This window comes from Corallococcus sp. AS-1-12 (assembly GCF_020036995.1).
Taxonomy (GTDB): domain Bacteria; phylum Myxococcota; class Myxococcia; order Myxococcales; family Myxococcaceae; genus Corallococcus.
Genome location: NZ_JAIQDD010000010.1, coordinates 97,498 through 120,870 on the forward strand (window position 1 = coordinate 97,498; position 23,373 = coordinate 120,870).

The 23,373-nt window shown below is 71.4% G+C and carries 22 protein-coding genes; 14 read left to right on the forward strand and 8 right to left on the reverse strand.

Translation table 11 applies throughout. The features are described from left to right. Positions 1–5: 5 nt before the first annotated feature. Positions 6–929: a PAS and helix-turn-helix domain-containing protein gene (locus K8556_RS18465; protein WP_223741389.1), complete on the reverse strand. Its 924-nt coding sequence runs from the start codon at positions 927–929 to the stop codon at positions 6–8. Positions 930–1,217: 288 nt separating this feature from the next. Here K8556_RS18465 and K8556_RS18470 point away from each other — a divergent pair, with 288 nt between their 5' ends. The 3 genes from K8556_RS18470 to K8556_RS18480 are packed head-to-tail and all read left to right on the forward strand — an operon-like array spanning position 1,218 to position 2,897. Further along, positions 1,218–2,276 (forward strand): DUF72 domain-containing protein, encoded by a 1,059-nt coding sequence (locus tag K8556_RS18470; RefSeq protein WP_223741390.1) that lies wholly within the window; start codon positions 1,218–1,220, stop codon positions 2,274–2,276. 38 nt (positions 2,277–2,314) lie between these two features. Further along, positions 2,315–2,623, forward strand: a complete 309-nt coding sequence (locus tag K8556_RS18475; RefSeq protein ID WP_223741391.1) for a hypothetical protein — start codon at positions 2,315–2,317, stop codon at positions 2,621–2,623. Then, positions 2,559–2,897 (forward strand): Smr/MutS family protein, encoded by a 339-nt coding sequence (locus K8556_RS18480; protein ID WP_223741392.1) that lies wholly within the window; start codon positions 2,559–2,561, stop codon positions 2,895–2,897. The genes K8556_RS18475 and K8556_RS18480 overlap by 65 nt, the downstream gene beginning before the upstream one ends. Positions 2,898–2,912: 15 nt before the next feature. On the opposite strand, the gene K8556_RS18485 is transcribed toward K8556_RS18480, so the two are convergent. From K8556_RS18485 to K8556_RS18500, 4 genes are all read right to left on the reverse strand, one after another. Continuing rightward, the gene (locus K8556_RS18485) at positions 2,913–5,660 is read right to left on the reverse strand and encodes an SNF2-related protein (protein WP_223741393.1); all 2,748 of its coding nucleotides are present in this window, start codon (positions 5,658–5,660) and stop codon (positions 2,913–2,915) included. Positions 5,661–5,875: 215 nt separating this feature from the next. Next, the gene (locus K8556_RS18490; protein WP_223741394.1) at positions 5,876–7,201 is read right to left on the reverse strand and encodes a DUF58 domain-containing protein; all 1,326 of its coding nucleotides are present in this window, start codon (positions 7,199–7,201) and stop codon (positions 5,876–5,878) included. Then, positions 7,198–8,133, reverse strand: a complete 936-nt coding sequence (locus tag K8556_RS18495; RefSeq protein ID WP_223741395.1) for a MoxR family ATPase — start codon at positions 8,131–8,133, stop codon at positions 7,198–7,200. The genes K8556_RS18490 and K8556_RS18495 overlap by 4 nt, the downstream gene beginning before the upstream one ends. Before the next feature lie 59 nt (positions 8,134–8,192). Then, positions 8,193–9,167, reverse strand: coding sequence for a zinc ribbon domain-containing protein (locus K8556_RS18500; protein WP_223741396.1), 975 nt, complete (start codon positions 9,165–9,167; stop codon positions 8,193–8,195). 128 nt (positions 9,168–9,295) lie between these two features. Between K8556_RS18500 and K8556_RS18505 the strand changes: the two genes are divergently transcribed. After that, positions 9,296–11,350 carry a peptidylprolyl isomerase gene (locus K8556_RS18505; RefSeq protein ID WP_370639940.1) on the forward strand — a complete coding sequence of 685 codons (2,055 nt, stop codon included), beginning with the start codon at positions 9,296–9,298 and terminating at the stop codon, positions 11,348–11,350. Between the two features lie 18 nt (positions 11,351–11,368). Here K8556_RS18505 and K8556_RS18510 read toward each other — a convergent pair whose 3' ends face one another. After that, the gene (locus K8556_RS18510; protein WP_223741398.1) at positions 11,369–12,490 is read right to left on the reverse strand and encodes an HD domain-containing phosphohydrolase; all 1,122 of its coding nucleotides are present in this window, start codon (positions 12,488–12,490) and stop codon (positions 11,369–11,371) included. A 247-nt stretch (positions 12,491–12,737) separates the two neighbouring features. Between K8556_RS18510 and K8556_RS18515 the strand changes: the two genes are divergently transcribed. The 4 genes from K8556_RS18515 (at position 12,738) to K8556_RS18530 (ending at position 16,945) form a co-directional block, all read left to right on the forward strand. After that, positions 12,738–13,739: a dihydrodipicolinate reductase gene (locus tag K8556_RS18515; protein ID WP_223741399.1), complete on the forward strand. Its 1,002-nt coding sequence runs from the start codon at positions 12,738–12,740 to the stop codon at positions 13,737–13,739. 20 nt (positions 13,740–13,759) lie between these two features. Beyond that, on the forward strand, positions 13,760–14,209 hold the full coding sequence (locus tag K8556_RS18520) for a MaoC family dehydratase N-terminal domain-containing protein (RefSeq protein WP_014397671.1): 450 nt from the start codon (positions 13,760–13,762) through the stop codon (positions 14,207–14,209). Beyond that, positions 14,209–14,913 carry a MaoC family dehydratase gene (locus K8556_RS18525; RefSeq protein WP_223741400.1) on the forward strand — a complete coding sequence of 235 codons (705 nt, stop codon included), beginning with the start codon at positions 14,209–14,211 and terminating at the stop codon, positions 14,911–14,913. The genes K8556_RS18520 and K8556_RS18525 overlap by 1 nt, the downstream gene beginning before the upstream one ends. Before the next feature lie 187 nt (positions 14,914–15,100). Continuing rightward, positions 15,101–16,945, forward strand: coding sequence for an acyl-CoA dehydrogenase (locus K8556_RS18530; protein ID WP_223741401.1), 1,845 nt, complete (start codon positions 15,101–15,103; stop codon positions 16,943–16,945). Positions 16,946–17,005: 60 nt separating this feature from the next. Here K8556_RS18530 and K8556_RS18535 read toward each other — a convergent pair whose 3' ends face one another. Together K8556_RS18535 and K8556_RS18540 are read right to left on the reverse strand one after the other, a co-directional pair. Beyond that, entirely contained in the window at positions 17,006–17,461 is a 456-nt protein-coding gene (locus K8556_RS18535) for a biopolymer transporter ExbD (protein WP_120546675.1), read from the reverse strand. 15 nt (positions 17,462–17,476) lie between these two features. Next, the gene (locus K8556_RS18540) at positions 17,477–18,208 is read right to left on the reverse strand and encodes a MotA/TolQ/ExbB proton channel family protein (protein WP_223741402.1); all 732 of its coding nucleotides are present in this window, start codon (positions 18,206–18,208) and stop codon (positions 17,477–17,479) included. A 42-nt stretch (positions 18,209–18,250) separates the two neighbouring features. Here K8556_RS18540 and K8556_RS18545 point away from each other — a divergent pair, with 42 nt between their 5' ends. Genes K8556_RS18545 through K8556_RS18570 form a run of 6 tightly spaced genes read left to right on the forward strand, consistent with a single transcriptional unit; the run spans position 18,251 to position 23,363 of the window. Then, positions 18,251–19,081 (forward strand): DUF4292 domain-containing protein, encoded by an 831-nt coding sequence (locus K8556_RS18545; protein ID WP_223741403.1) that lies wholly within the window; start codon positions 18,251–18,253, stop codon positions 19,079–19,081. Between the two features lie 59 nt (positions 19,082–19,140). Beyond that, the gene (locus K8556_RS18550) at positions 19,141–19,890 is read left to right on the forward strand and encodes a general secretion pathway protein GspE (RefSeq protein ID WP_223741404.1); all 750 of its coding nucleotides are present in this window, start codon (positions 19,141–19,143) and stop codon (positions 19,888–19,890) included. 9 nt (positions 19,891–19,899) lie between these two features. Further along, positions 19,900–20,907 (forward strand): general secretion pathway protein GspE, encoded by a 1,008-nt coding sequence (locus tag K8556_RS18555; RefSeq protein WP_223741405.1) that lies wholly within the window; start codon positions 19,900–19,902, stop codon positions 20,905–20,907. Further along, positions 20,904–21,935, forward strand: a complete 1,032-nt coding sequence (locus K8556_RS18560) for an ABC transporter ATP-binding protein (RefSeq protein WP_223741406.1) — start codon at positions 20,904–20,906, stop codon at positions 21,933–21,935. The genes K8556_RS18555 and K8556_RS18560 overlap by 4 nt, the downstream gene beginning before the upstream one ends. Next, positions 21,932–22,987: an ABC transporter ATP-binding protein gene (locus K8556_RS18565; protein ID WP_223741407.1), complete on the forward strand. Its 1,056-nt coding sequence runs from the start codon at positions 21,932–21,934 to the stop codon at positions 22,985–22,987. The genes K8556_RS18560 and K8556_RS18565 overlap by 4 nt, the downstream gene beginning before the upstream one ends. Further along, the gene (locus tag K8556_RS18570; RefSeq protein ID WP_223741408.1) at positions 22,956–23,363 is read left to right on the forward strand and encodes a DUF2085 domain-containing protein; all 408 of its coding nucleotides are present in this window, start codon (positions 22,956–22,958) and stop codon (positions 23,361–23,363) included. Before K8556_RS18565 ends, K8556_RS18570 begins: the two co-directional genes overlap by 32 nt. The last annotated feature ends 10 nt before the right edge of the window (positions 23,364–23,373 follow it).

Here is a 23,373-nt window from a genome sequence, read left to right on the forward strand (position 1 = left end):
CCTGCTTAGAAGAACAGGCGAAGCAGGTCGTACCGGGTCTCCGCGCCCAGCTTCCGGAGCAGGTTGGCCTGGTGGAACTTCACCGTGCGCTCGGTAATCCCTAGCACCGTCGAGATGTCGGTGGGCGAGCGGCCGAGCGCGAGATATCGCAAGACATCTCCCTCCCGCTCGGACAGCCGCGCGGCGTTCGCCATGCGCCGCACCTTGGCCTCGAAGAGGCCGCTGAGCGTGTCATCCCCGATGGTGTGCACGCTGACGCGCGCGGTGCCGGCGCCCGTGGGCGTGGCGGTGATGACCTCATAGCCCTCGGCGTGCCCGGCGGCCTGCCGCACGACGGTGTGCGGCCAGGAGGAGGGCGCCGCCGCCATCAGCGGACAGTCCAGGCAGGGCGCGTCGCGGTGCGCGAAGGCGCCGAAGCACGGCCGGCCCACCATCTCCTCCAGCCGCGCCTCCCCGGAGGTCCACACCGCCTTGAGGGTCCCGAAGGACGACAGCTCGGTGGAGATTTCGTAGCTCAGGTCCCCTCGGGGCCCGTGGGCCGCGGCCACGTCGGGAACGGCGCCTGGCTCGGGGACGGGGAGGGGCGGCGCCGAGCGCGTGACGATGGCCACCAGCCGCAGGGGAGGGCGGCCCACGGCGGCCACGTCCAGCTCCACTGGCAGCCGCTCACCGTCGCGCGTGAGCACCTGTGTCTCCATCCGGGGCTCGGCGCTGGTGAAGAGGGCCCGCAGCGCCCGCCCCACCTCGCGCCCGTGCTCGCGCGGCGTGCAGACCTCCGCCCAGCGGCGCCCCAGCAGCTCCTCACGGGGCCGGCGCAGGAGCGCGGTGAACGCGCTGTTCGCCAGCTCGATGCGGCCTCGCCGGTCCATCACGACGATGGGCCGCGTGTCCCGCTCCGCGAGCAGCGACGCGGTCAACGACCAGTCCATGATGCCCCCCAGCCGTTGCAACCCCGTGCAAGCCTCACACGGGTAGTGCTGAATTACTCGCTTTGAGAAGCTTACCGCGAGACGCCTGCGTTTGCATTTGGACAAACGTTCAATCACAGACCGTCGCGTTCAGGGGAGGACGGTCCGTGTGCGCGCCTGTCCGCCTGGGGGGCGTGCCGGAAACCTGGAACGTCCCCCTGAATCCGGGCAACCTGCTGCATCGCCTGGGCCCGGGGATTACTCCCAGGGCTTCCCCGCCGTCCCCTCCGTGGGAGAGGAGCTGCACGCATGAGCGCACCGCGACGACCCGCGCAGTTCGACCTCTTCACCGGCGCGCTGGAGGAGCCACCCGCTTCGTCGCGGCGCAGGACCCAGCCGGTCGGGCCCGCCGCGCCGTCCGACAGCCTGCGCATGTTGGGGGAGCAGCTCCCGCGCGGCGTCTACCTGGGCACGTCGTCGTGGACGTTCCCGGGGTGGAACGGGCTCGTCTACGACCATGAGGCCAGCACGACCCAGTTGGCGCGCGAGGGCCTGGCCGCCTACGCGCACCACCCGGTGCTGCGCACGGTGGGCATCGACCGGACCTTCTACGCGCCGGTGCCGGCCAGCACCTTCGCCGAGTACGCGCAGCAGGTCCCGGACGGCTTCCGCTTCCTGGTGAAGGCGCATGAAGCCTGCACGCTGGCGCGCTTCCCCGTGCACGAGCGGTACGGCGCGCACCGGGGGCAGGTGAATGACCGCTTCCTCCAGGCGGCCTACGCCGTGGACCACGTGGTGGCGCCGTTCCTGGAGGGGCTGGGCGACAAGGCCGGGCCGCTCGTCTTCCAGTTCCCGCCGCAGGACCCCGCGGCGCTGGGCGGCGCGGGCCGCTTCGTGGAGCGGCTGCACGCGTTCTTCTCCGCGCTGCCCCGGGGGCCGCTGTACGCGGTGGAGGTGCGCAACGAGGAGCTGCTCACGGAAGGCTTCGCCCAGGCGCTCGCGGACACGGGCGTGAGCCCGGTGCTCGCGGTGTGGGCGCACATGCCGCCCGTCGCGCGGCAGGCGAAGCTCACGCGCGCCTTCGAGGCCCGCGCCGTGGTGGTGCGCTGGATGCTGCCGCCGAACCTGGGCTACGAGGAGGCCTACGCCCGCTACGCGCCCTTCAACCGGCTGGTGGACGAGGACGTGGGCACCCGCGACGTGCTGGCCCGCGTGTGCATGGCCGCGGTGCGGCGCGACCGGCCCGTCTTCGTGACCATCAACAACAAGGCGGAAGGCAGCGCCCCCCTGTCCGCCGTCCGGCTCGCGGAACGCGTCGTGTCACACAAGGAGGAGGGCGGCCAGCGAAGCGTTGCTCACGCAACATGACTTGCGCGCGAGCACGGCGCTTGCTTACGTGATTGGCCATGAAGGTGATGACCCTGGCCGCGCTGTTGATGCAGATGACCTCCGCCGGTGGCGCCGGCTCGGAGGGCAGGCGTGCGGGCAATCACGTGGACCTGGTGGGTGAAGGCCACCCGCGCGCGGTGAAGGAGGACATCACCTCGCTCAAGGGGGAGATCACCAGCCTGAAGGAGCAGTTCCGGCTGGCGCGCGAGCGTCAGCGCCTGGCGGCCGAGGAGAAGCAGCGCCAGGAGGAGGCCCGCTACGGTGTCACGCCGAAAGCCACCCCCGCCGCTGCCACCCGAGGGGCCGGAGCCTCCACCCACCCCTGAGGAGCTGGGGGCGGTAGAAATTCCGGTCGATGGGAACCTCGACCTGCATCTCTTCCAGCCTCGCGAGGTGAAGGAGCTCGTCGCCGAGTACCTCTGGGCCTGCCGCCAGAAGGGCGTGCTCGACGTGCGCATCATCCACGGCAAGGGCACGGGCGCGCTGCGGCGCACCGTGCAGTCCCTGCTGCCCACGCTGCCGGAGGTCGAAAGCTTCCAGCCGGCCTCCGAGGCGGACGGAGGCTGGGGCGCGACGTGGGTGCGGCTCAAGCCCCTGTGACGGGGCCCGCGCTCCTCAGGACAGCCAGAAGTACGCGGAGGCGATGAGGGTGCGCTTCTCCGTCACGCGCGCCTTGTTCGCCAGCTCCGCCATCTGCCGGTCCTTGGAGGCGTAGCGCTTCTCCTCTTCGTTGCGCAGCGACGCCAGCTTGCGGCGGTAGTCGCGCTCCATCCGGTCCGAGTGCGCCCGCGCCTTCGCGCGCTCCGCGACGTCCTCGATGCCAGAGACCTCCTTGCGCGCGTCGAACCACGCCTGGCGGGCGGCCTCCACCACCTCGCGCGACTCCATCAGGCAGTCCTCGACGTAGCGGTCCGCGCGCTCCTTGGCCTTGTCCAGCTCCAACGCGTTGCGCCGTTCCGCGGCCCGAATCAGCTCATCCTTGGCGGTCATGAGCGACTGCTCTTGCATGAGCTGGACCGACACCGGCGCGGGCTGCCGCCGCTTCTCCTCCTTGGCGTCGAGCTTCGTGAAGTGGACCCCGTCCGTCAGCGGCAGGGCGCGGAAGCCGCCGTCCCGGTCCTTCACCAGCACCAGGTGGACCAGCTTCTCCTCCGGCTTCAGGCCCGTGGTCTCGAACTTGTAGACGAACCACCAGCCCTCGCTGCCGGCCAGCCGCGCCAGCCGCGAGGGCAGGCCAGCCGCGTCCAGTTGCAGGTAGCTGACGGTGTCCTGGGTGCGGTCGCGCACCGCGTAGGCGGCCTTGGCCACCTGGAGCCGTCCGGAGGTGCGGCTGCCCAGCACGGAGCCGGTGAGCGCCTTCGCCTCCTGCTGGCGCCTGGCCACGACCTCCTTGGCGGCGTCACCCGCCACGCGCAGGCGGCGGCGCACGTCACCGTCGAAGCGCTCCAGCACCACCGAGCGCATCGACGTCATGCGCTGGTTGATGCTGCCCTCCAGCTCCTCGCGCAGCTTGTCGAAGGCGCTGTTGATGTCCTTCGGGTCGCGGCAGGACTGGTAGATGTCCAGCACGCGCCGCTCGAAGTCGACGCCGCTCTCCAGCGCGCCCAGGATCTCGTCGGACGCGCCGAACACGCCGTCGAAGAGGTTGAGCTTCTTCTCCAGGAGCTCGAACAGGCGCGCGTCCGCCGCGTTCTGCCGGTTGAGGAAGTTCACCACCAGCACGTCGCGCTGCTGGCCGTAGCGGTGGCACCGGCCGATGCGCTGCTCCACGCGCTGCGGGTTCCACGGCAGGTCGTAGTTCACCACCAGGTTGCAGAACTGGAGGTTGAGGCCCTCCGCGCCCGCTTCCGTGCAGATGAGGATCTGCGTCTTGTGGCGGAACTCCTCCACCAGCGCCCGGCGCTCCTCGGGCGTGCCGCCGGCGTCGCCGGACAGCAGGGAGATCTTCCCCTTGTAGCCGTGCTCCGACAGCAGGTTGAACAGGTACTGCTGCGTGCGCTTGGACTCCGTGAAGATGAGCGCCTTCTCCGGCCAGGAGTGCGTGCGCATCACCGCGAAGGTGCGGTCCAGGGCGCGCTTGAGCGCCTCACCCTTGGCGTTGATGCGGATGGAGTCCGCGAGGTCCGCGTACTGCCGCAGCTCCCAGACCTCCTGCTCCAGCGTGCGGACCTGGGGCGCCTTGGCGGGGTCGTCGGACCACTCCTCGCCCTCCTCCACGAACTGCTTGGCCTCTTCCGGCTCGAAGAGCGACAGGGCCTGCTGCCCCAGCCGCGCGGCCGTCAGGCGCTTCTCCAGGTTCTCCGACAGCCGCCGCAGCGTGGGCGCGATGGCGAACGTGGAGGAGGCCAGCAGCTTGCGGTAGCACAGCGTCAGCAGCGTCTTCTTGCCCGGCTCGATGGCCGCGGCCTCCGAGCGCTGCAGGTACTCGCTGACCTTCTCGTAGAGGTCGTGCTCCTCCGGGGAGGGGTGGAAGTCCTCCACGATGCTGCGGCGGTTGGTGTAGCGGACGTACTCGCGCACCTGCCGGCGCAGCGTGCGCTGCACCACCGGGGCCAGCCGCTCCTTGAGCTCGCAAGCGGCGGCCTCCGTCATGCCGCCGCCCTCGTCCGCGCGGTAGCGGCTGCGGAAGGCGTGCTCGGGGCCCAAAATCTGCTCGTCCAGCAGCGACATCAGGCCGAACAGCTCCATCAGGTCGTTCTGGAGCGGGGTGGCGGTGAGCAGCAGCTTGGGGCGGCCCGCGAGCGACGCGCGCAGCGCCTGGCCCGTCTTGTTGTTGGCCCGGTGCGCGTTGCGCAGGCGGTGGGCCTCGTCGATGATGACCAGGTCCCAGGGGATCTCCGCCACGAGCGCGGACTTGTTCGCCGCGAACGGGTGCGAGCAGATGACGGGGAAGGGCTGGTCGAAGCAGTTGTTGTGCTTCTTCACGTCGCGGCCGTCGACGAGGACGCTGTCCAGGTCGAACTTCTCGCGCAGCTCCGCGTTCCACTGCGCGCGCAGCACGGCGGGGGCCAGGATGAGGATGCGGTTCTTGCCCTCCGCCATGAGCTGGGCGACGACGAGGCCCGCCTCGATGGTCTTCCCCAGGCCCACCTCGTCCGCGAGCATGCAGCCGCCGCGCGACAGCGTGTCGAGCGCGAACATCGCGGCCTCGACCTGATGCGGGTTGAGGTCCACCTTCGCCTCGGCCAGCGCGTTCGCCAGCCGCTGCTGCGTGTCTCCGCTGCGCGCGAGCAGCTCCTCGGCGAGGAGCCGCTCGTGGAAGGGCGTCAGCCCCGCCTCCACCAGCTCCTCCGCGGCGCGGGCCGCGATGGCCGCGGCGTCCGCCTCGACCTCCAGCTTCAAACCCCTCACGACCTCCGCCAAGTCCCGCCTCCCGTCCGGTTTGGAGCGTGCGCGCGTGCGCGCGAACAGTTGAGGCGCGCCATTCTGGGCAGCGATCGGCATCTGTAAAGGGGGTCCTCCCGGAGGCCGAAAACTCGGCCTCCGCGCGATTGGCAAGCCCGCTGTTCGGCGGAGCGACGCATGCGCGCGCGAGCACTGGAATGTCTCAAAGGGCTTGACGAATGCGCCGTGAGCGCTCAGAGCCGCCCGCGCGCCTTCACGTCCAGGTACACGTTGAGTGCAGCGGCGCCGAAGCCGCGTGCCGGCGCGCGCACCACCAGGGCCCCCGCGTCGCGCAGCGTGGTGGCGGTGCGGCGGTACTCGGCCTCCATGCGGGAGGCGGCCTGCCGTGCGTAGGCGGACGTCGCGTCGCCGGGCACGTCCGTGGCGGCGGCCTCCAGGTCCTCGTCCAGCAGCGACGCGACGACGGGCAGGTGCCGGGGGCGCAGGGCCAGCGTGCGCGTGAGGAGCGCGGAGGACGCGTCCGGATCCACCAGGTCGGTGAAGAGCACCACCAGCGCGCGGCGCGTCTGGCGGGCGAAGGCGAAGTCGAACGCGCGGCCGTAGTCGCTCTCCTCCAGGCCGGCCTCCGCGCGGTAGAGGGACTCGGTGATGAGGCGCAGGTGCTCCGCGCCCTTGCGCGGGGGCAGGAAGGCGCGCACGTCGCTGGCGAACGCGAGCACGCCCACCACGTCGCCCGCGTCCAGGCTCACGCGCGCCAGCCGCAGCGCCGCGTCCACCGCGTGGTCCAGCTTCCTTCGCCCCTGCACCCGGCCCGCCATGTGACGGCCGCAGTCCAGGAGCAGCAGCACGGGCTGGTTGCGCTCCGGCTGCCACGTGCGCACCAGCGTGTGGCCGTGGCGCGCGGAGGACTTCCAGTCGATGTGGCGGTAGTCGTCGCCGGGGCGGTACTCGCGCAGCGATTCGAACTCGCGGCCCTCCACGGACTTGCGCGGCAGCGTGCGCGCGGAGACTGCCTCCGACGCGCGCGCCAGCGTCAGCGCCTCGCGCGACAGGGCGCGCAGGTCCGGATACACCTTCACGTCCTGGCCCGCGGGCAGCCGCACCTGCCGCGAGCACAGGCCCAGCGGCCCCATCAGCCGCAGGTTCACGTCGCCGAAGCGCGCGTCGCCCCGGGAGAGCGGGTGCACGCGGTATGTCAGCCGCGTGGCGTCGTGGGGCTCCAGCGTGAAGGGCTGACGGTGGCCATGGCTCTCCACGTCCAGGGGCGGCTCGTCTCGCAGCTCGCCGCGCACGGGCCCGTCCGCGCGCGAGCGCAGCTCCCAGCGCACGGTGTTGTCCACGCCGGAGGAGAGGATGGGCTCCACCTCGCGGCGCGCGTCGACGTCACGGGCCTGCGGCGCGCGCAGGAAGTCCACCGCGCACAGGAGCAGGACGGCCACGTCCACCGCGAGCGCCAGCCACCCGAAGGCGGGGCTCGCCACCGCGAGCGCGGCGGGCACGAGCGCCCCGGCGAACAGCGCCACGGCGAGGCCGCTGGGGACGGGGCGCCCTGGGCTCACCGGGGCACTCGCACCCGTTCGAGCAACTGCTTCAGCACGTCGTCCGCGGTGACGCCCTCCACCTCCGCCTCGGCCTTGAGGAGGAGCCGGTGGTTGAGGACGCTGGGCGTCACGGCCTTCACGTCGTCCGGGGTGACGAAGTCGGTGCCCCGGAGCGCCGCGTGCGCCTTGGCCGCCGCGAGCAGGGCCTGGGCGGCGCGGGGGCTCGCGCCCAGCCGCACGCGGGGGTGGGCGCGGGTGTCGCGCACGAACTGCACCACGTACTGGAGGATGGAGTCGTCGCACGCGACGCGCGCCGCGCGGTCCTGCAGCTCCGTCAGCGTCCCCGCGTCCAGCACGCGGGACACGCCGGGCGGGCGGCCCTCGCGCTGATGGAAGGCGCGCAGGAGCGACGTTTCGGCGTCGCCGTCCGGGTAGCCCACGCGCACGCGCATGAGGAAGCGGTCCAACTGCGCCTCGGGGAGGGGATAGGTGCCCTCCAGCTCCAGCGGGTTCTGCGTGGCCACGACGAAGAAGTGGGGCGGCAGCGCGTGGGTGACGCCGTCGATGGTGACCTGCCGCTCCTCCATGGCCTCCAGGAGCGCCGCCTGCGTCTTGGGCGGCGTGCGGTTGATCTCATCCGCGACCAGGACCTCCGTGAAGACGGGGCCCTTCATCAGGCGGAAGGACTGCGACTGCGGCTGGAAGACGTTGGTGCCCAGGATGTCCGCGGGCATCAGGTCCGGGGTGAACTGCACGCGGGAGAAGGACAGGCCCAGCGCCCCCGCCATGCTGCGCGCGGTGAGCGTCTTGGCGACCCCGGGCACGCCCTCCAGCAGCACGTGACCGCGCGCGAGGAAGGCCGTCACCAGGTCGGCCAGCACGCGGGGCTGGCCCACGACGGCCGAGCCCAGCGCGTCGAGGAGGCGGGAGAGGGGCGTGGCGTCGGACATGGTGGCGGGCGACGGTAGCCCGCCTCACGTCCGGCGCGGCAGCGAAAAACCGGTGGGGCCTACTCCTGGCGCTTCAGCCCCATCAGGCTGCCCAGCACCGCGATGACGCCGCCGAGGATGCCCAGGAAACAGCCGATGCTCGGCGACGAGTTCATCATCTCCGAGTTGCCGAGCGGCGACGGCACGAGCGTGGTGTCCGAGGACAGCTTCAGGAACACCAGCGACCAGACGAGGGTCACCACGCTGCAGACCATCTGCGCGCCCCACGGCAGCATGGGGTTCACCCAGGTCATCACCTGACGCGCCCGCAGGCCCACGAAGACCATGGTCGCCACGGCGAAGAGGAAGGAGATGAACCCCAGGCTGATGAGGCCCAGGAAGTCGCCGTCCGCCGCCGTCTCCTTCCACGGCATGAAGCAGGAGAGCACCACCAGCGTCGCGCCCCAGAACGCGATGCGGTCTCCGCCCTCCAGCTCGCGCAGGAACGAGCGCGCGTCGTCCAGCAGGACCTCCGGATCGTCGATGGGCGAGCGGGGCGACTCCAGCTCACGCGCCTCGCGGGACCAGGGATCCGCCACCGCGTCGCCCACGTCGTCCTCGTCCTCCTGGACGGGGGCGGGAGCCGGGGCGCGGCGGGCCGGCGCGCGAGCGGCCTTGGCGGCGCCACCGGCCCGGGCGGGAGCGGCGCGCTGGGCCTTCTCCCGGGCGATGTCGTCCATGCTCCGCACGTTGGTGGCGTCATCGCTCGGCGGCGGCGCGGCGGGGCGGGCGCCCGTCCTGGCGCGGGCCGGGGCGGGGCGTGCACGGGGCTCCGGAGCGGCGCGGGCCGGAGGGGGCCGCGAGCGCGGCGGAGGACGGACGCCGGTGCTCTCGTCATCGCCGCCGGAGTTCCCCTCATCCCCGGTTCCCCCAAGGAAGGACTCGTCGATGATGTGGTCGCAGTGGGGGCAGATGGCGGTGTCTTCCGCGACCTTGCGATTGCAGCCTGGGCAGTTCAGGGCCGGTGCTCCGGGAGGGGGGAAACGGCCCGGCATCTTCCCGGCCCCGGCGCGCGGCTGTCAAACCCGTTCAGCGCCATAACCCCTGGATTTTCGCGGGGAATTGACCTAGCCCCTCGGGCATGGCCCGCCTGCCCGCCGCAGTGTCCGCCGGAGTCCTCCTCGTGAGCGCCTGTGTCCGCTCGGTGCCGACGCCCGACGTGCCTCCGCCCCCGGTCGAGCCCTCGAAGGTCATCGCCCAGATTCAGGACTGGGAGGACCGCCGGTCGCTGGGGGGCGGTGAGCTGCCGCGGCTCGCCACCTCCGCGCCGGAAGCGGCCGTGCGCGTGCGTGCGCTCCGGGCCCTGGCGCGCATCCAGGACGTGGAGACGCTGGAGGCCGTCCTCGTCGGGCTGACGGCGCCGGAAAAGGCCGTGCGCGACGAGGCCGCCTTCGCGGCGGGTGAGCTGGCGCAGTCGTGGGAGCCGCTCCCGGAGGCCGCACGGACGGCGCTCACGGAAGCGCTGGTGCGCGCCGAGGCCTCGGAAGCCTACGCCCGGGTGCACAACACGCTGCTGGAGTCCCTGGGCAAGCTGGCCACGCCTGGCGCCGTGGAGGTGCTGACGGCCCGGCTGTCTCCGGCCAATGGCCCCTGGGCCGCGGCCGCGGCGACGGCGTTGGGCGTGGCTGCGCGCAAGGCCGGACCCGCGGTCGTGGCGAACGTCCCCCTGGAGACCATCCGCGTGCTGCTGGATCCCCGCTTGCGGAGCGAGGTGAACGTCGCCGGGGCGTACCTCCTGGCGGCGTCGAAGCGGCTGGACGGCGTGGATGCGCTCCGCTCCTGCATGGCCAGTTCGATACCGGATGTGATGGCCCCGTGCGTGAAGAGCCTGGGCGACCTGGGCAGCCCGCGGGACGCGCTGGCGCTGAACCTGCTGTCGGGCGAAGCCACGTCCCGCGCGTCAGCGGAGGTGGCGCGTGCGCTGGCGAAGCTCGCCGCGAAGTGCGAGGCCGGCGCGCCCTGTGAGCCGCTGCTCGCGCTGGAAGGCCAGGCGCACCTGGCGAAGCAGGTGGCGGAGGGGAAGGCGGCGAAAGGCCACGTGTTGCTGGCGGTGGCGCAGCAGGGCCTTCCGCTCCAGGGCCGGCCGGTGTTGTCGCGCCTGAGGCGTGCGCTGGCGGAAGCCGACCTCGCCGCCGTGTCCGAGGAGGCCCACGCGGACCTCGCCTGGCTGGACTGCCGTTTCGCGGCGGCCATGGACCGGCAGCAGGGCGCGCTGGAGCAGGTGCGCCAGTGCGGCTACGGCCGCGTCCCCGAGGCCCGATGGCTCGCGCTGGGACTGCACGAGGTGGCGCAGTCCAAGGGACAGCCCGCTGGAGCCGCGTTCGCGGTGCCCTACCTGGACCACGTCAGCCCCATCGTGCGCGGCGCCGCGCTGGACGCGCTCTCCGAACGCCCGGTGCCTGAAGCGATGGCGCCCATCCGCGCGCTCATCGGCGGAGGGGACGCGGTGGTGGCGGGGCTGGCCGCGTCCGCCGCCGGCAAGCTGAAGGACGCCGAGGCCCTGACCGCGGTGCAGGCCCTGGCCGACCGCGTCCCCAAGGAGCCGGATCTGGCGGAGGCGGTGGCCGGCGCGCTCGTCGCGTTGCAGGGGCAGGCCGCGGAGCCCCGCCTGCGCGAATGGCTGAACCACCCGCACGCGAACGTGCGCCGGGTCGCGGCCGAGTCCCTCACGGCGCTCACGGGCGCTCCCGTCCGCTCCGCCCGCGTGGAGCTGCCTCCGGAGACGTACCGCCCGCCGGCCGCGTCCCCCGGGACGACGCTCACGCTGCGCACGCGCAAGGGCGACATCAAGGTCCTTTTGGATCCGGAAGCGCCGCTCACGGGCGGCAACCTGGCGGCGCTCGCGAAGCAGGGCTACTTCCGGGGCGTCACCTTCCACCGCGTGGTGCCGGACTTCGTCGCGCAGGGCGGAGACCCGCGCGGAGACGGGGAGGGTGGCCCCGGGTACTCCATCCGCTGCGAGATGACGCGCCGGCCGTATGCGCGTGGCACCGTGGGGATGGCGCTGTCGGGCAAGGACACCGGCGGCAGCCAGTTCTTCTTCACCCACTCGCCGCAGCCGCACCTGGACGGCCGCTACACGGCCTTCGGCGAGGTCGTCCAGGGCATGGACGTGGTGGACGCGTTGCTGGAGGGCACGGTCATCGACGACGTCATCGTCGGCACGCGCGCCCCCTGAGGCGAAGGCCCTCGCGCGTCAGGCCCCGGCGGCGCGCGCGGGCATGGGCTGGCCGTTCGCGTCGAGCTTCGCGCCCGTCCAGCGGTGGCTCTCCGCCTCCTCCATCATCTCCACCTCGCGGCGGATGCGGGCCCACTCCGTCTCCGGCAGGCCGAGGAACGCCTCCGCGAGCATCGGGTCGAACTGCGTGCCCGAGCAGCGGCGGACCTCGTCGCGCGCCACGCTCATGGGGCGCCCCTTGCGGTAGGGCCGGTCGGACGTGATGGCGTCCAGCGTGTCCACGAGGCAGAAGATGCGCGCCCCGATGACGATCTCCTCGCCCTGGAGCCCCAGCGGGTAGCCCTTGCCGTCCCAGCGCTCCTGGTGCTGCAGGACGATGAGCGCCGCCTCGTGCAGGTAGGGCATCTTCGCCAGCATCCGGTAGCCGAACTCCGGGTGCAGCTTCATCTCCACCCACTCATCCGGCGTGAGCGGCCCGGGCTTGAGCAGGATGGAGTCCCGCACGCCGATCTTCCCGATGTCGTGCAGGAGCGCGCCCTGCTCCACCACGTCCAGCGCCGGCCCGGTGAGGCCGATCTCCTGCGCCAGCCGCCGCGCGTACAGCGACACCCGCCGCGAGTGCCACTGCGTCTCCGTGTCCCGGTAGTCCAGCGCGCTGATGAGCCCGTCCAGCAGCCCCGTGGTGCGCTCGATGACCCGGCGCTCCAGCCCCTCGTTGATGGACAGGAGCTCCGCGTTCTTCTCCGCCACCTCGCGCGTCAGCCGCTCGTTGGCCGCCACCAGCCGGTGGTGCTCGATGGCCTGCCGCACGCTGCTGGTCAGCTCGCTCAGCGCCCACGGCTTGCCCAGCAGCCGGAAGACCTCGCCCCGGTTCACCGCCTCCGACGCCGTCTTGAAGTCCGCCGCCGCCGTCAGCATCAGCCGCACCGCGCGGGGGTTCTTCTCCCGCAGCGCCGACAACAGCTCGATGCCGTTGAGGTACGGCATCATGAAGTCCGTCAGCACGACGTCGAAGCCCTGCTCCCGCGCCGCCACCACCGGGTCGCTGTGCGTCACGACCTCGTAACCCTCCGCCTGGAGGATCCGGGACAGCGCGGCGAGGATGAGCACGTCGTCGTCCACCACGAGGATTCGGGCCATGGGCTGATACGCTCCGAGCGAGTGGGCTGCGTTTTTTCTCAGAGTCTTATAGCCGGTCCGCAGACGGGCAAACAGGCCCCCCCAAGCTTTCCAGTGCCGCTAAACTGCCGGAATTCTTGAGGTTTCCCCGAAACAGGCGGTCGCCGGATTCCACGTCCTGCTTGCCTGCCCGAGGAGCCGTGTTCTATGGTGGCCGCCTACCCGACGTAAATGGCTGTAACCCCTTGGAATTCGGGAGCAATCTCCGATGGCTAGAGCCCCTGAAGGGCCGGTGCCGGTGGTGGTGATGGGGCTGGGGTTCATCGGGCAGGAAATTGCCAGGGCCGCCCTGTCGTCCCCCGAAGTGGAGCTGATGGGCGCGGTGGACTCGCAGGCCTCCCTGGTGGGTCGTCCCCTGGGCGACGTGCTGGGGCTGGCCGGTCCGCGCTTCAAGGTCGCGGACTCGCTGGAGCGCGCCGTGGGGCGCCGCAAGGGCGTGGTGGTGCTGCACGCCACCAGCTCCCGGCTGTCCCAGGTGATGGATCAGCTCCTGGACGCGCTGAAGCTGGGCCTGCCGGTGGCCAGCACCTGCGAGGAGCTGGCGTTCCCGCACCTCAAGTACCCGGAGCTGGCGGACAAGCTGGAGCGCGCCGCGCAGAAGGCGGGCGTCGCCATCGTGGGCACGGGCGTGAACCCGGGCTTCGTGCTGGACCGCCTGGTGGCCACCGCCGGTCAGGTGTGCGGCCCCGTGCGCAAGGTGCTGGCCAGCCGGGTGGTGGACGCCCGCACGCGCCGTGAGGCCCTGCAGCGCAAGGTGGGCGCGGGCCTGACGGAGGAGGAGTTCTTCGACCTGGTGGACCGCGAGGAGCTGGGCCACGTGGGGCTGGTGGAGTCCGCGGCGATGGCGGCGGTGGGGCTGGGGCTGGACTGCGACGACTTCGAGGAGGAGGTCGCGCCCGTGTTCGCCGAGGAGGACATCACCGGCGGCGCATTTGTCGTGAAGAAAGGCCGCGTCGCGGGCATGTTCCAATCCGTGGTGGGTTTGGAGGAGGGGCAGGAGCGGGTCCGCCTGGAGCTGACCATCGCGATGGGGGCGGACAACCCACGGGATCGCATCGAGATCGACGCGGATCCCAAGCTGGTGCTGGAGATACCGGGGGGAGTGGCGGGTGACCGGGCCACCGCGAACGCGCTGGTGAATGCCGCGCCACGTTTGACGGCCGCGGAGGCCGGGCTCCTGACGGTGCTCGAGCTTCCGGCAGGCCGCTGAAGACTCATCAGGAGAGGGAAATGCTGGACAAGAACGCGATTGGCCGCGCCTCGCCGCCGACGCTCAACGAGGTGGAGAAGGGCGCCATCCGGCGCTTCGCCGAGGCAATCGGCGACTACAATCCCATCTACTACGACGAGGAGTACGCCCGCGCGTCGGGCTACCCCACCATCGTCGCGCCTCCCACGTTTCCCGCGTCGTTCCATTCCGCCGCGGACCTCCGGGAGCTGTTGGGGGTGGGCATCAAGAGCCTGCTGCACGCCGAGCAGGGCTTCGACTACGAGCGGCCCATCTTCGCGGGGGACCGCATCTACGTGTCCACCCGCGTGTCGGACGTCTTCGAGCGGCCGGGCATGTCCGGCAAGATGGACATCGCGGTCATCGAGGACGAAGGCCGGGACGAAGAGGGCAACCTCGTCTTCCGCGCCCGCCGGACCCTCGTGGTGCGTGCCGCCAAGGAGAACGCCTGATGCCCGCGCGCAAGCTCTACTTCGAATCCATCCGCGTCGGTGACGAGCTGCCGGCGCTGGCCAAGGCCCCGGTGGACCGCGTCCAGTTGTCGCGCTACGCGGGCGCCTCCGGCGACTACAACCCCGTGCACGTGGACGAGCTCTACGCCAAGAGCGTGGGCATGCCGTCCGTCTACGCCCCCGGCATGCTCGTCATGGGTATGTTGGGCCAGCTCATCAGCGACTGGGCCCGGGGCGGCCAGCTCCGGCGCTACAATGTCCGCTTCATCAAGATGGTGTGGCCGGGCGACACCGTGGTCTGCAAGGGCCGCGTGAGCGACCGCCACGGCTCCGGCGGCCGGTACTTCGTGGAAATCGACCTCTGGGCGGAGAACCAGAAGGGCGAGCTCGTCATGAAGGGCGGCTCGCAGATCCAGCTCTTCTACTCCCTGGAGGACGAGAACCGGCAGCGCTCCGGCCAGTCCCCCATCGTGGTGGAGGTCCCCCGCGAGAGCCTGGTCGTCCCGGCGCCCGCCACCCCGGAAGCCGCTACCAGCGCCCCGGCGCCCGCCGCCCCGGAGCGCGACCGGGACGAGGACGACGAGGACGATGACGAGGAGTCGGGCGAGCCCCGCTCCGGCGCCTCGTCCAAGAAGACCGCGCCCCGGGAGAAGCCCGCCGCGAAGACAGCGTCCCTCCCGGCCGCGAAGAAGGCCAGGAAGTAGGCGTTCCAAGACGAAATCCCGCGTTCGAGAAGGACGGCTTCGACCGTCCGTCAACGCGGGGTGTCATCTTGGGTTGACTCAAAAATCAGTCGACGCCACACTTCCTGCGTCACATGTGCCGCTGACCCTTACTTTTTCCCGCCCTGCGGGAAGCAGGCAGGCAGCGAGCCCCTACGCAGGAGTGGCCATGTCCGCCGGCATCAACACCTACAAGACCGACCTTCGAGAGATCTTCTTCACGCTGTTCGAGCAGTTCGGCTTCGGCCAGGTGGCGGGCACGGCCCCCTATGACGCCTGGGGCCCGGACGAGGCGAAGGCGGTCCTCACGGAGACGTACCGCTTCGCGCGCGAGGTGCTGGGGCCCCTCAACTCGGTGGGTGACCGGGAGGGCTGCCGGGTGGAGAACGGCTCGGTCTTCACGCCCAAGGGCTTCAAGGACGCGTGGGGCAAGCTCTACGAGCAGGGCTTCAAGACGGTGGCGGTGAGCCCCGACCACGGCGGCCAGGGCGCGCCGATGATGCTCCAGGTGACGGTGGAGGAGATCCTCTCCGGCGCCAACACGGCCTTCAACATGTACCCGGGCCTGGCGTTCGGCGCGGCGGAGGTCATCGCCGAGTGTGGCACCCCCGCGCAGCAGAAGCAGTTCGTGGAGCGCATGCTCAACGGCACGTGGGGCGGCACCATGTGCCTCACCGAGCCGCACGCCGGCTCCGACGTGGGCGCGGCCAAGTCCACCGCGAAGCGCAACGCGGACGGCACCTACAGCATCAAGGGCACGAAGATCTTCATCTCCGGCGGCGACCATGACATGGCCGGGAACATCATCCACCTGGTGCTCGCGCGCATCGACGGCGCGCCGGTGGGCACCAAGGGCCTGTCGCTGTTCATCGTCCCCAAGCTGCGCATCAACGCGGACGGCTCCTCCGGCCAGTCCAACGATGTCACCGTGGCGTCCATCGAGCACAAGATGGGCATCAACGGCTCGGCCACCTGTGTCCTCAACTTCGGTGAGAACGACGGCTGTCTGGGCGAGCTCGTGGGCACGGTCGAGCACGTGGGCATGAGCCAGATGTTCAAGATGATGAACGGCGCGCGCATCGCCGTGGGCATCCAGGGCGTGAGCCTGGCGTCGGCCGCGTACTACAACGCGCTCGACTACGCGAAGGACCGCAAGCAGGGCTCTCACTTCACCAAGTGGAAGGACCCGTCCGCGCCGCGCGCCGCCATCATCGAGCACCCGGACGTGCGCCGCATGCTGCTGGACATCAAGGCGCACGTGGAGGGCATCCGCGCGCTGGTCATCAAGCTGGCCATGCACCTGGACAAGGCGAAGCAGCTCGCGGGCAAGGACGACGACGCGGCCACCTACCACAGGGGCCAGGTGGAGGTGCTGACGCCGCTGGTGAAGTCCTACGGCTCCGACCAGGCCTTCCGCCTCTGCGCGCAGGCCATCCAGGTGTACGGCGGCGCCGGCTACATCCAGGACTACCCGGTGGAGCAGTACACGCGCGACTCGAAGATCTTCTCCATCTACGAGGGCACCAACCACATCCAGGCCATGGACCTGGTGGGCCGCAAGATGGGCCAGGCGGGCGGCGCGCACTTCCAGCAGTTCATGGGCGACGTGGGCAGCTTCGTGGAAGCGCACCGCGAGCACCCGGTGCTGGGCGAGGCCGTGAAGACGCTGGCCGGCGCGCAGGAAGGCCTGATGTCCAGCGCGATGGCGCTGTTCGGCTGGTCGCAGGACGCGGGCCGCTTTCCGCTCATTCCCCTGTCCGCCAACCGCTTCCTCAACATGATGTCCGAGGTCGCCGTGGGCTGGCTGCTCCTGGACGCGGCCGTCATCGCGGAGAAGGCCGCCGCCAGCGTGGCCGCCGACCACCCGGACAAGGCGTTCTACGAGGGCAAGAAGTTCAGCGCCCTGTGGTACGCGCGCAACGTGCTGCCCAACGTGGAGTACGCCGCGCGCCTCATCGCCACCGAGGACACGTCCCCGATGGACATCACCGACGCGGCGTTCGGCGGCGTCTGAGGCACTTGAAGTCCTGAAGTGAAGAAGGCCCTCCGGCGCATGCGCCGGGGGGCCTTTTGCCTAGTTGCCTTCGCGCACGCCGATGGCGAGCTGCGCGAGCCCGGCCTTCTTCGCCAGCTCCATCACCTGCACCACGGTGCCGTGGGGGACGCCTTCGTCCGCCTGGACGATCACCACGGTGTCGGGGTTCTGGTTCTTCGCGGTGTCGAAGGCCTGCTTCAGCTCCGCTTCCGCGACGACGTTGCCCGCGAGCACGAAGCGGCCGTCCGCCAGCACCGCCACGGACAGGTCCGTGGTGCGCGCGGTGACGTCCGCGGCGCCGCCCTTGGGCAGGTTCACCTTGAGGCCCGCCTTCGCGCCGCCGCCCGGGCCCTGCTGGGTGATGACCGAGCTGGTCACCATGAAGATGATGAGCAGCACGAGCATCACGTCCGTCAGCGGCGTGATGTTGATCTCCGCGAAGCCCGCGCCCTCCACCTCGTCGTCGCCCGAGCCGGGCGTCTTTCCCATGGCCATGGTGGGCGTGTCTCCTTACGAGGCGGGCTGCGGATCCGGGCGGGGAGCGGGGGGCGGGGTGCTCTCGCGCGGGGGCGGCGTGGTTTCCGGCAGCGGGCCGCCGGCGGAGCGCTCCTTGAGGACCTCCGCGAACTCGTCGCCCAACAGGCGCAGCTCCACCAGCACGCGGGACAGCCGGGCCTGGAAGTAGTTGTAGAAGACCATCGCCTGCACGGCGACGAGGATGCCCACGGCGGTGGCGACGAGCGCCTCGGAGATGCCCGTCATCACGGCCGCGGAGCCGCCGGTGCCGCCGGCCTCCACGTCCACGCCCAGGTCCTTGAAGGAGCGCATGATGCCGGCCACGGTGCCGAAGAGGCCCACGAAGGGCGTCGTCGAGCCGATGGTGGCGAGCAGCCACAGGTTGCGGCGCAGCTTCAAGCCCACCTGGGCGCGCTCGCGCTCCACGGCGGACTCGATGCCGTTGCCGCCGCTGGAGCGGGAGCGCTCCCAGCGATCGAACCCGGCGAGGAAGATGTCGGCCGCCACGGCGTCGGAGCGCTCGGCGGCGGTGCGGGCGGCGGCCACGTCCCCCCGGAGGAGGTGCTTCTGGACGATCTCCCCCAGGTTGCGGGAGCGCTCGCTCACGCCCCAGAGGGCGATGAGCCGCTCGATGGCCACGCCCAGGGCCACCACGGAGGCGCCCAGGAGGAGGGCGAGGGTGACGCCGCCCAGGCGAAGGTAATGAAGTAGATCGTTCAGGCTCATGATGGATGACCGGGCAGGCGGCCCTGGCTCACACTAGGACATATGAACCGCGCAGCCGCCGCAATCTTCCTGGCCCTCCTCTGTTCGGCCTGCCCCAAACGTCTCGAGTTCGGTCCGGAGGGCCGCATCGAGGACGCCCAGACGCTCTACCAGCACGTGCGCGAGCGGCAGGCGAAGGTGGTGAACCTGGAGGGCGACGCCAAGCTCCACGTGGACTCCCCGCAGGGCAGCGGCACGCTCTCCACCTATCTCTCCATCACCCGCCCGGCCCTCATCCACCTGGAGACGTACGACTTCTTCAACCGCCCGGTGGCCTCGCTCGTCTCCGACGGTGAGCGCTTCGGCATCTACCAGGCGCGGGAGAACACGTACCTCCAGGGCCCCGCGAGCGCGGAGAACGTGTCCCGCTTCCTGCCCGTCGTCCTGCCGAGCGAGGAGCTGGTGGCGGTGATGCTGGGCCAGGTCCCCCTCCTGCCGCCGGAGTCCATGACCCTGGAGCTGGACGAGAAGGAGCGGGTCTACGTGCTCAAGCTCCAGCGGGGGCCGGCGACACAGACACTGCGCGTGGACCCCAAGCACCTGCGCGTGGTGAAGAGCGAGGTCCGGGGCGTGCCGGGCTACGACCTGGCGTTCGAGGACTTCCAGCAGCGGGGCGACCAGTTCTTCCCGGACAAGGTGCACCTCATCGCCGCCTCGGCGGACACGAAGCTGGACCTGAAGTACACGGACATCCGCCTCAACGGCCGCCCGGACCTGACGCTCTATGAAATGGGCGCGCCCGAGGGGGCGAAGGTGGTGGACGTCGACGCGCGGGGCCAGGAGGTCCGCCCGGAAGGGGCGGTGTCGCAGCCGCCCCCTGCGCCGGGTTCCTGAGCTTCCAGGCGTCGAAAGGCAGCGTCCCGGCGCAAACCGGGTACTATGGCGCGCACGACATGGCACAGATCAAGCTTGGAGAACTGCTGATCAAGGCGAACGTCCTGCAGGAGAGCCAGCTCAAGGCGGCGCTCGCCGAGCAGGCCAAGTGGGGCGGGAAGCTGGGCGAGATCCTCGTCCGGATGAACCTCGTCTCCGAGGACATCCTCGTGCGCGCCCTGTCGAAACAGTTGGGCATGCCGGCGGTGAACCTGGACTCCGTGCAGATGGTGCCGCCGCACGTGAAGGCCAAGATTCCGGCGCAGACGGCGCGCGACTTCTCCGTGGTGCCGCTGCAACTGCGCGACGACGGCAAGACGCTGGTCGTCGCCATGTCGGATCCGCTCAACGTGCGCGTGCTGGACGAGCTGCGCGCCCTGTCCAAGTGCCGCATCGTGGCCAACGTGGCCGGGCGCACCTCCGTGGCGCGGGCGTTCGCGCGCCTCTACGAGGAGACGGCGGAGCTGGAGGACGCGGACACCAACTTCAAGGTGGTGGACGCCCAAGGCCGCACCGTCGTGAAGAACCTCAAGGACCTGGACCCGGCCGCCGCCGTCGCCATGTCCCCCAAGCCCGCCGCCGCTCCGCCGCCCCGTCAGGCCCCTCCGCCGGAGGCGCCGCGCGCGGCCTCGGGCAGCCCCGCGGAGCTGCTCAAGAGCGTGGAGGAGGTCCAGCGCAAGGAGGTCGCGGCGCTGAAGGCCATGGTGGAGCTGCTCATCGAGAAGGGCGTTTTCTCCCGCGAGGAATACCTCGCCAAGGTCAAGCGGTAGCCCCCGGCCATGCGCAAGAAGATTGGTGAACTCCTCGTCCAGGCCGGAGTGGTGACGGACGAGCAGGTGAAGCAGGCCCTCGCGTCCGGACGGCGCGGCCAGGGCCGCAAGCTGGGTGAGGTGCTGGTGTCCATGGGCCTGTGCACGGGCCGGGACATCGCGCGGGCGCTGGCGGCGCAGCACGAGCTGCCGTTCGTGGAGATCCCCGAGTACATCCCCCATGCGGTGTCCTCGCTGGTGTCCATGGACTTCCAGACCGAGCACCGGGTGCTCCTCTTCGCGGCGGAGCAGGACGGCCGCAGCGAGAAGATCCACGTCGCGGTGGAGGACCCGGGCAACCTGATGCTGGTGGACGAGCTGCGCTTCCAGCTTCGCAAGCCGCTGAAGGTGTTCGTCGCCGCGCCGGATGACCTGGAGCAGGCGTTGTCGCGCGGCCGGGGCGAGCCCCTGGACATCGTGGAGGCTGAACCGATGGACATGGACGAGGACGATTCGCCGGACATCCTGACGTCTCCGCCGCCCCCGCCCGCCGCCGCGCGCGCGCCCACGCCGCCGCGTCCGCCCGCGCCGGCGCTGGACTGGGACCTGCCGCCGCCGCCGCCCAACGAGTCGGGCGTGGACGGCGCGGAGGTGCTGGAGGACATCCTGGGCTCCACGCCCCGTCCCAAGGTCCCCAAGGCCCCGCGTCCGCCGCCCCCGCCCGCCGCGGCCCGTCCGCCGCCGCCTCCGCCCCCCGCGGAGCCGGAGGACCCGAGCAAGCCGCGCGTCCCGGTGGTGCTCTTCGGCGGCGCCGCGCAGGGCGTGAAGCCGTCCGTGGCGCTCACGCCCAAGCCGGACTTCTCCGAGGAGGACCTGGCGGTGCTGGACGACATCGACCGCATCTCGCGCGGCGAAGAGGCCAGCCTGGACACGGAGAAGGTGAAGCCCGCGCGCATGGTCGCGAGCCTCATCCGCCTGCTCATCCGCAAGGGGCTCATCCAGGAGGCGGAGTTCCTGGAGGAGCTGGCCCAGAAGTGACCGGCGCCGCGCCGTCCCCCGGGGCCTCCACCGGCGCCCCGCTCCTGGACGTGCGGGGGCTCGTCACCCAGTTGTCGCTCCCCCGCGGCACGGTGCGCGCGGTGGACGGGGTGTCCTTCTCCGTTCCCCCCGGCGGCACGCTGGGGGTGGTGGGGGAGAGCGGCTGCGGCAAGAGCCTCACGGCGCTGTCGGTGATGCGGCTGGTCCCCCAGCCGCCCGGCCGCGTGGTGGGCGGCGAGGTGCGCTTCCGGGGCGAGGACCTGCTGGCCCTCCCGGAGAAGCAGATGCGGCGCGTGCGCGGCCGGCACGTGGCCATGGTCTTCCAGGAGCCCATGACGTCGCTCAACCCGGTGTTCACCGTGGGCGAGCAGATTGGCGAGGGCGTCCGGCTGCACCTGGGCGCCACGAAGGCCCAGGCGCGTGAGCGCGCGGTGGAGATGCTCCGGCAGGTGGGCATCCCAGCGCCCGGCGAGCGCGTGGACGCGTACCCGCACCAGCTCTCCGGCGGCATGCGCCAGCGCGTGATGATCGCCATGGCGCTCGCGTGCGACCCGGCGCTGCTCATCGCGGACGAGCCCACCACGGCGCTGGACGTCACCATCCAGGCCCAGATTCTCGAACTGCTCAAGCGCCTGCAGGCCGAGCGCAACATGGCGGTGATGCTCATCACCCACGACCTGGGCGTGGTGGCGGGGAGCTGCGACGCGGTGGTGGTGATGTACGCGGGCCGCATCGTGGAGCAGGCCCCGGTGCGCGAGCTGTTCGCGCGGCCCGCGCACCCGTACACGGCGGGCCTGTTGCGCTCCATCCCGTCGCTGCACGACGCGGGCGCGGCGGTGGAGGGCGGACGTCAGCGCCTGAAGGCCATTCCCGGCATGGTGCCGTCGCTCACCGCGCTGCCGTCCGGGTGCGCGTTCCGCGACCGCTGCGACCGCGCCACGGAGCTGTGCGCCCGCGTCACGCCCGCGCTGGAGCCGAAGCGCGGAGGCCAGTCCGCCGCCTGCCATCATCCGGTGCCCGCGCCATGAGCGAGCCGCTGGTCCAGGTGCGCGACCTGAAGGTGCACTTCCCGGTGAAGGGCGGCCTGCTGGGCCGCACGCGCGGCACGGTGCGCGCGGTGGACGGCGTGTCCTTCGACGTCGCCCGGGGCGAGACGCTGGGCCTGGTGGGGGAGAGCGGCTGCGGCAAGAGCACCCTGGGGCGCGCGGTGCTGCGCCTCATCGACCCGACCTCCGGCTCCATCCGCGTGGCCGGGCGCGAGCTGACCGGCCTGTCGCAGCGCGAGCTGCGTCCGCTGCGCCGCCAGATGCAGCTCGTCTTCCAGGACCCGTACGCGTCGCTCAACCCGCGCATGACGGTGGGGGACATCCTCGCGGAGCCCTTCGCCATCCACGGCCTGGCGAAGGGCAGGGCGCGCGAGGACGAGGTGCTGGCGCTGCTCGACGCCATGGGGCTGCCCCGCGAGGCGCGCCAGCGCTACCCGCACGAGTTCTCCGGCGGCCAGCGTCAACGCATTGGCATTGCACGTGCCATCGCGTTGCGTCCAGACCTGGTGGTGGCGGATGAGCCCATCAGCGCGCTGGACGTCTCCATCCAGGCGCAGATCGTCAACCTGCTGGTGGACCTGCAGCGCGAGCGCGGCCTCACCTACGTCTTCATCGCGCACGACCTGAAGATCGTCGAGTACGTGTCCACGCGCGTGGCGGTGATGTACCTGGGGCGCATCGTGGAGGTGGCGCCGTCGCGGGCGCTGTACGCCGGGCCTCGCCACCCGTACACGCAGGCCCTGCTGTCCGCGGTGCCGGTGCCGGATCCGGAGCGCCCCGGCACGCGCCTGCTGCTGCCGGGAGAGCCGCCTTCGCCCCTGTCGCCGCCGTCCGGTTGCGCGTTCCATCCGCGCTGCCCGCATGCGATGGAGCGCTGCCGCCGCGAGTCACCGCCGCTGTATCCCCTGGGCGGTGGCCACGCCGCGGCGTGCTTCCTGGCCGAAGGGGATTCGCGCGACGTACAGGACGGGCCCGCCGTTTCCGCGTCCGGAGGAGGTGCCGGTGTTCTGGCTCAGCCATCATCACGCGGATGAGTACAACCGCACGTACGTGCTCGCGGGCGTGCGCGTGTGCGCGCGGTGCCTGGGCACGTACCCGGTGCTCGCGGGCGTGTTCCTCGCGTTGTTCGCGCTGAAGGCGCCGCTGCGGTGGGAGTGGGACGTGCCGGCGGTGCTGGCCCTCACGCTGCCCGCGCTCGTGGACTGGGCGGTGGGACGCTTCCGGCCCGCTTCGGGTTCCAACGCGGTGCGCACGCTGACGGGCGTCCTGCTGGGAGTGGGGCTCGGCCGCTCGCTGTACGTGCATGTGCAGCGCCCGTTGCCGGCGGTGCTGCTGGCGCAGGCACTTCTGGTGACAGGGGTGGCGGTCCCTGTCATTCTCGCCACTTACCGGCGGCCACGGCCGGAATAGACCTTTCGCG

Coding starts and splice junctions, on each gene's coding strand:
- K8556_RS18545 (WP_223741403.1), top strand. CDS start 18,251: ATGAACCGCGCAGCCGCCGCAATCTTCCTGGCCCTCCTCTGTTCGGCC.
- K8556_RS18510 (WP_223741398.1), bottom strand. CDS start 12,490: ATGGCCCGAATCCTCGTGGTGGACGACGACGTGCTCATCCTCGCCGCG.
- K8556_RS18470 (WP_223741390.1), top strand. CDS start 1,218: ATGAGCGCACCGCGACGACCCGCGCAGTTCGACCTCTTCACCGGCGCG.
- K8556_RS18555 (WP_223741405.1), top strand. CDS start 19,900: ATGCGCAAGAAGATTGGTGAACTCCTCGTCCAGGCCGGAGTGGTGACG.
- K8556_RS18525 (WP_223741400.1), top strand. CDS start 14,209: ATGCCCGCGCGCAAGCTCTACTTCGAATCCATCCGCGTCGGTGACGAG.
- K8556_RS18565 (WP_223741407.1), top strand. CDS start 21,932: ATGAGCGAGCCGCTGGTCCAGGTGCGCGACCTGAAGGTGCACTTCCCG.
- K8556_RS18515 (WP_223741399.1), top strand. CDS start 12,738: ATGGCTAGAGCCCCTGAAGGGCCGGTGCCGGTGGTGGTGATGGGGCTG.
- K8556_RS18500 (WP_223741396.1), bottom strand. CDS start 9,167: ATGCCGGGCCGTTTCCCCCCTCCCGGAGCACCGGCCCTGAACTGCCCA.
- K8556_RS18540 (WP_223741402.1), bottom strand. CDS start 18,208: ATGAGCCTGAACGATCTACTTCATTACCTTCGCCTGGGCGGCGTCACC.
- K8556_RS18475 (WP_223741391.1), top strand. CDS start 2,315: ATGAAGGTGATGACCCTGGCCGCGCTGTTGATGCAGATGACCTCCGCC.
- K8556_RS18530 (WP_223741401.1), top strand. CDS start 15,101: ATGTCCGCCGGCATCAACACCTACAAGACCGACCTTCGAGAGATCTTC.
- K8556_RS18550 (WP_223741404.1), top strand. CDS start 19,141: ATGGCACAGATCAAGCTTGGAGAACTGCTGATCAAGGCGAACGTCCTG.
- K8556_RS18520 (WP_014397671.1), top strand. CDS start 13,760: ATGCTGGACAAGAACGCGATTGGCCGCGCCTCGCCGCCGACGCTCAAC.
- K8556_RS18535 (WP_120546675.1), bottom strand. CDS start 17,461: ATGGCCATGGGAAAGACGCCCGGCTCGGGCGACGACGAGGTGGAGGGC.
- K8556_RS18465 (WP_223741389.1), bottom strand. CDS start 929: ATGGACTGGTCGTTGACCGCGTCGCTGCTCGCGGAGCGGGACACGCGG.
- K8556_RS18495 (WP_223741395.1), bottom strand. CDS start 8,133: ATGTCCGACGCCACGCCCCTCTCCCGCCTCCTCGACGCGCTGGGCTCG.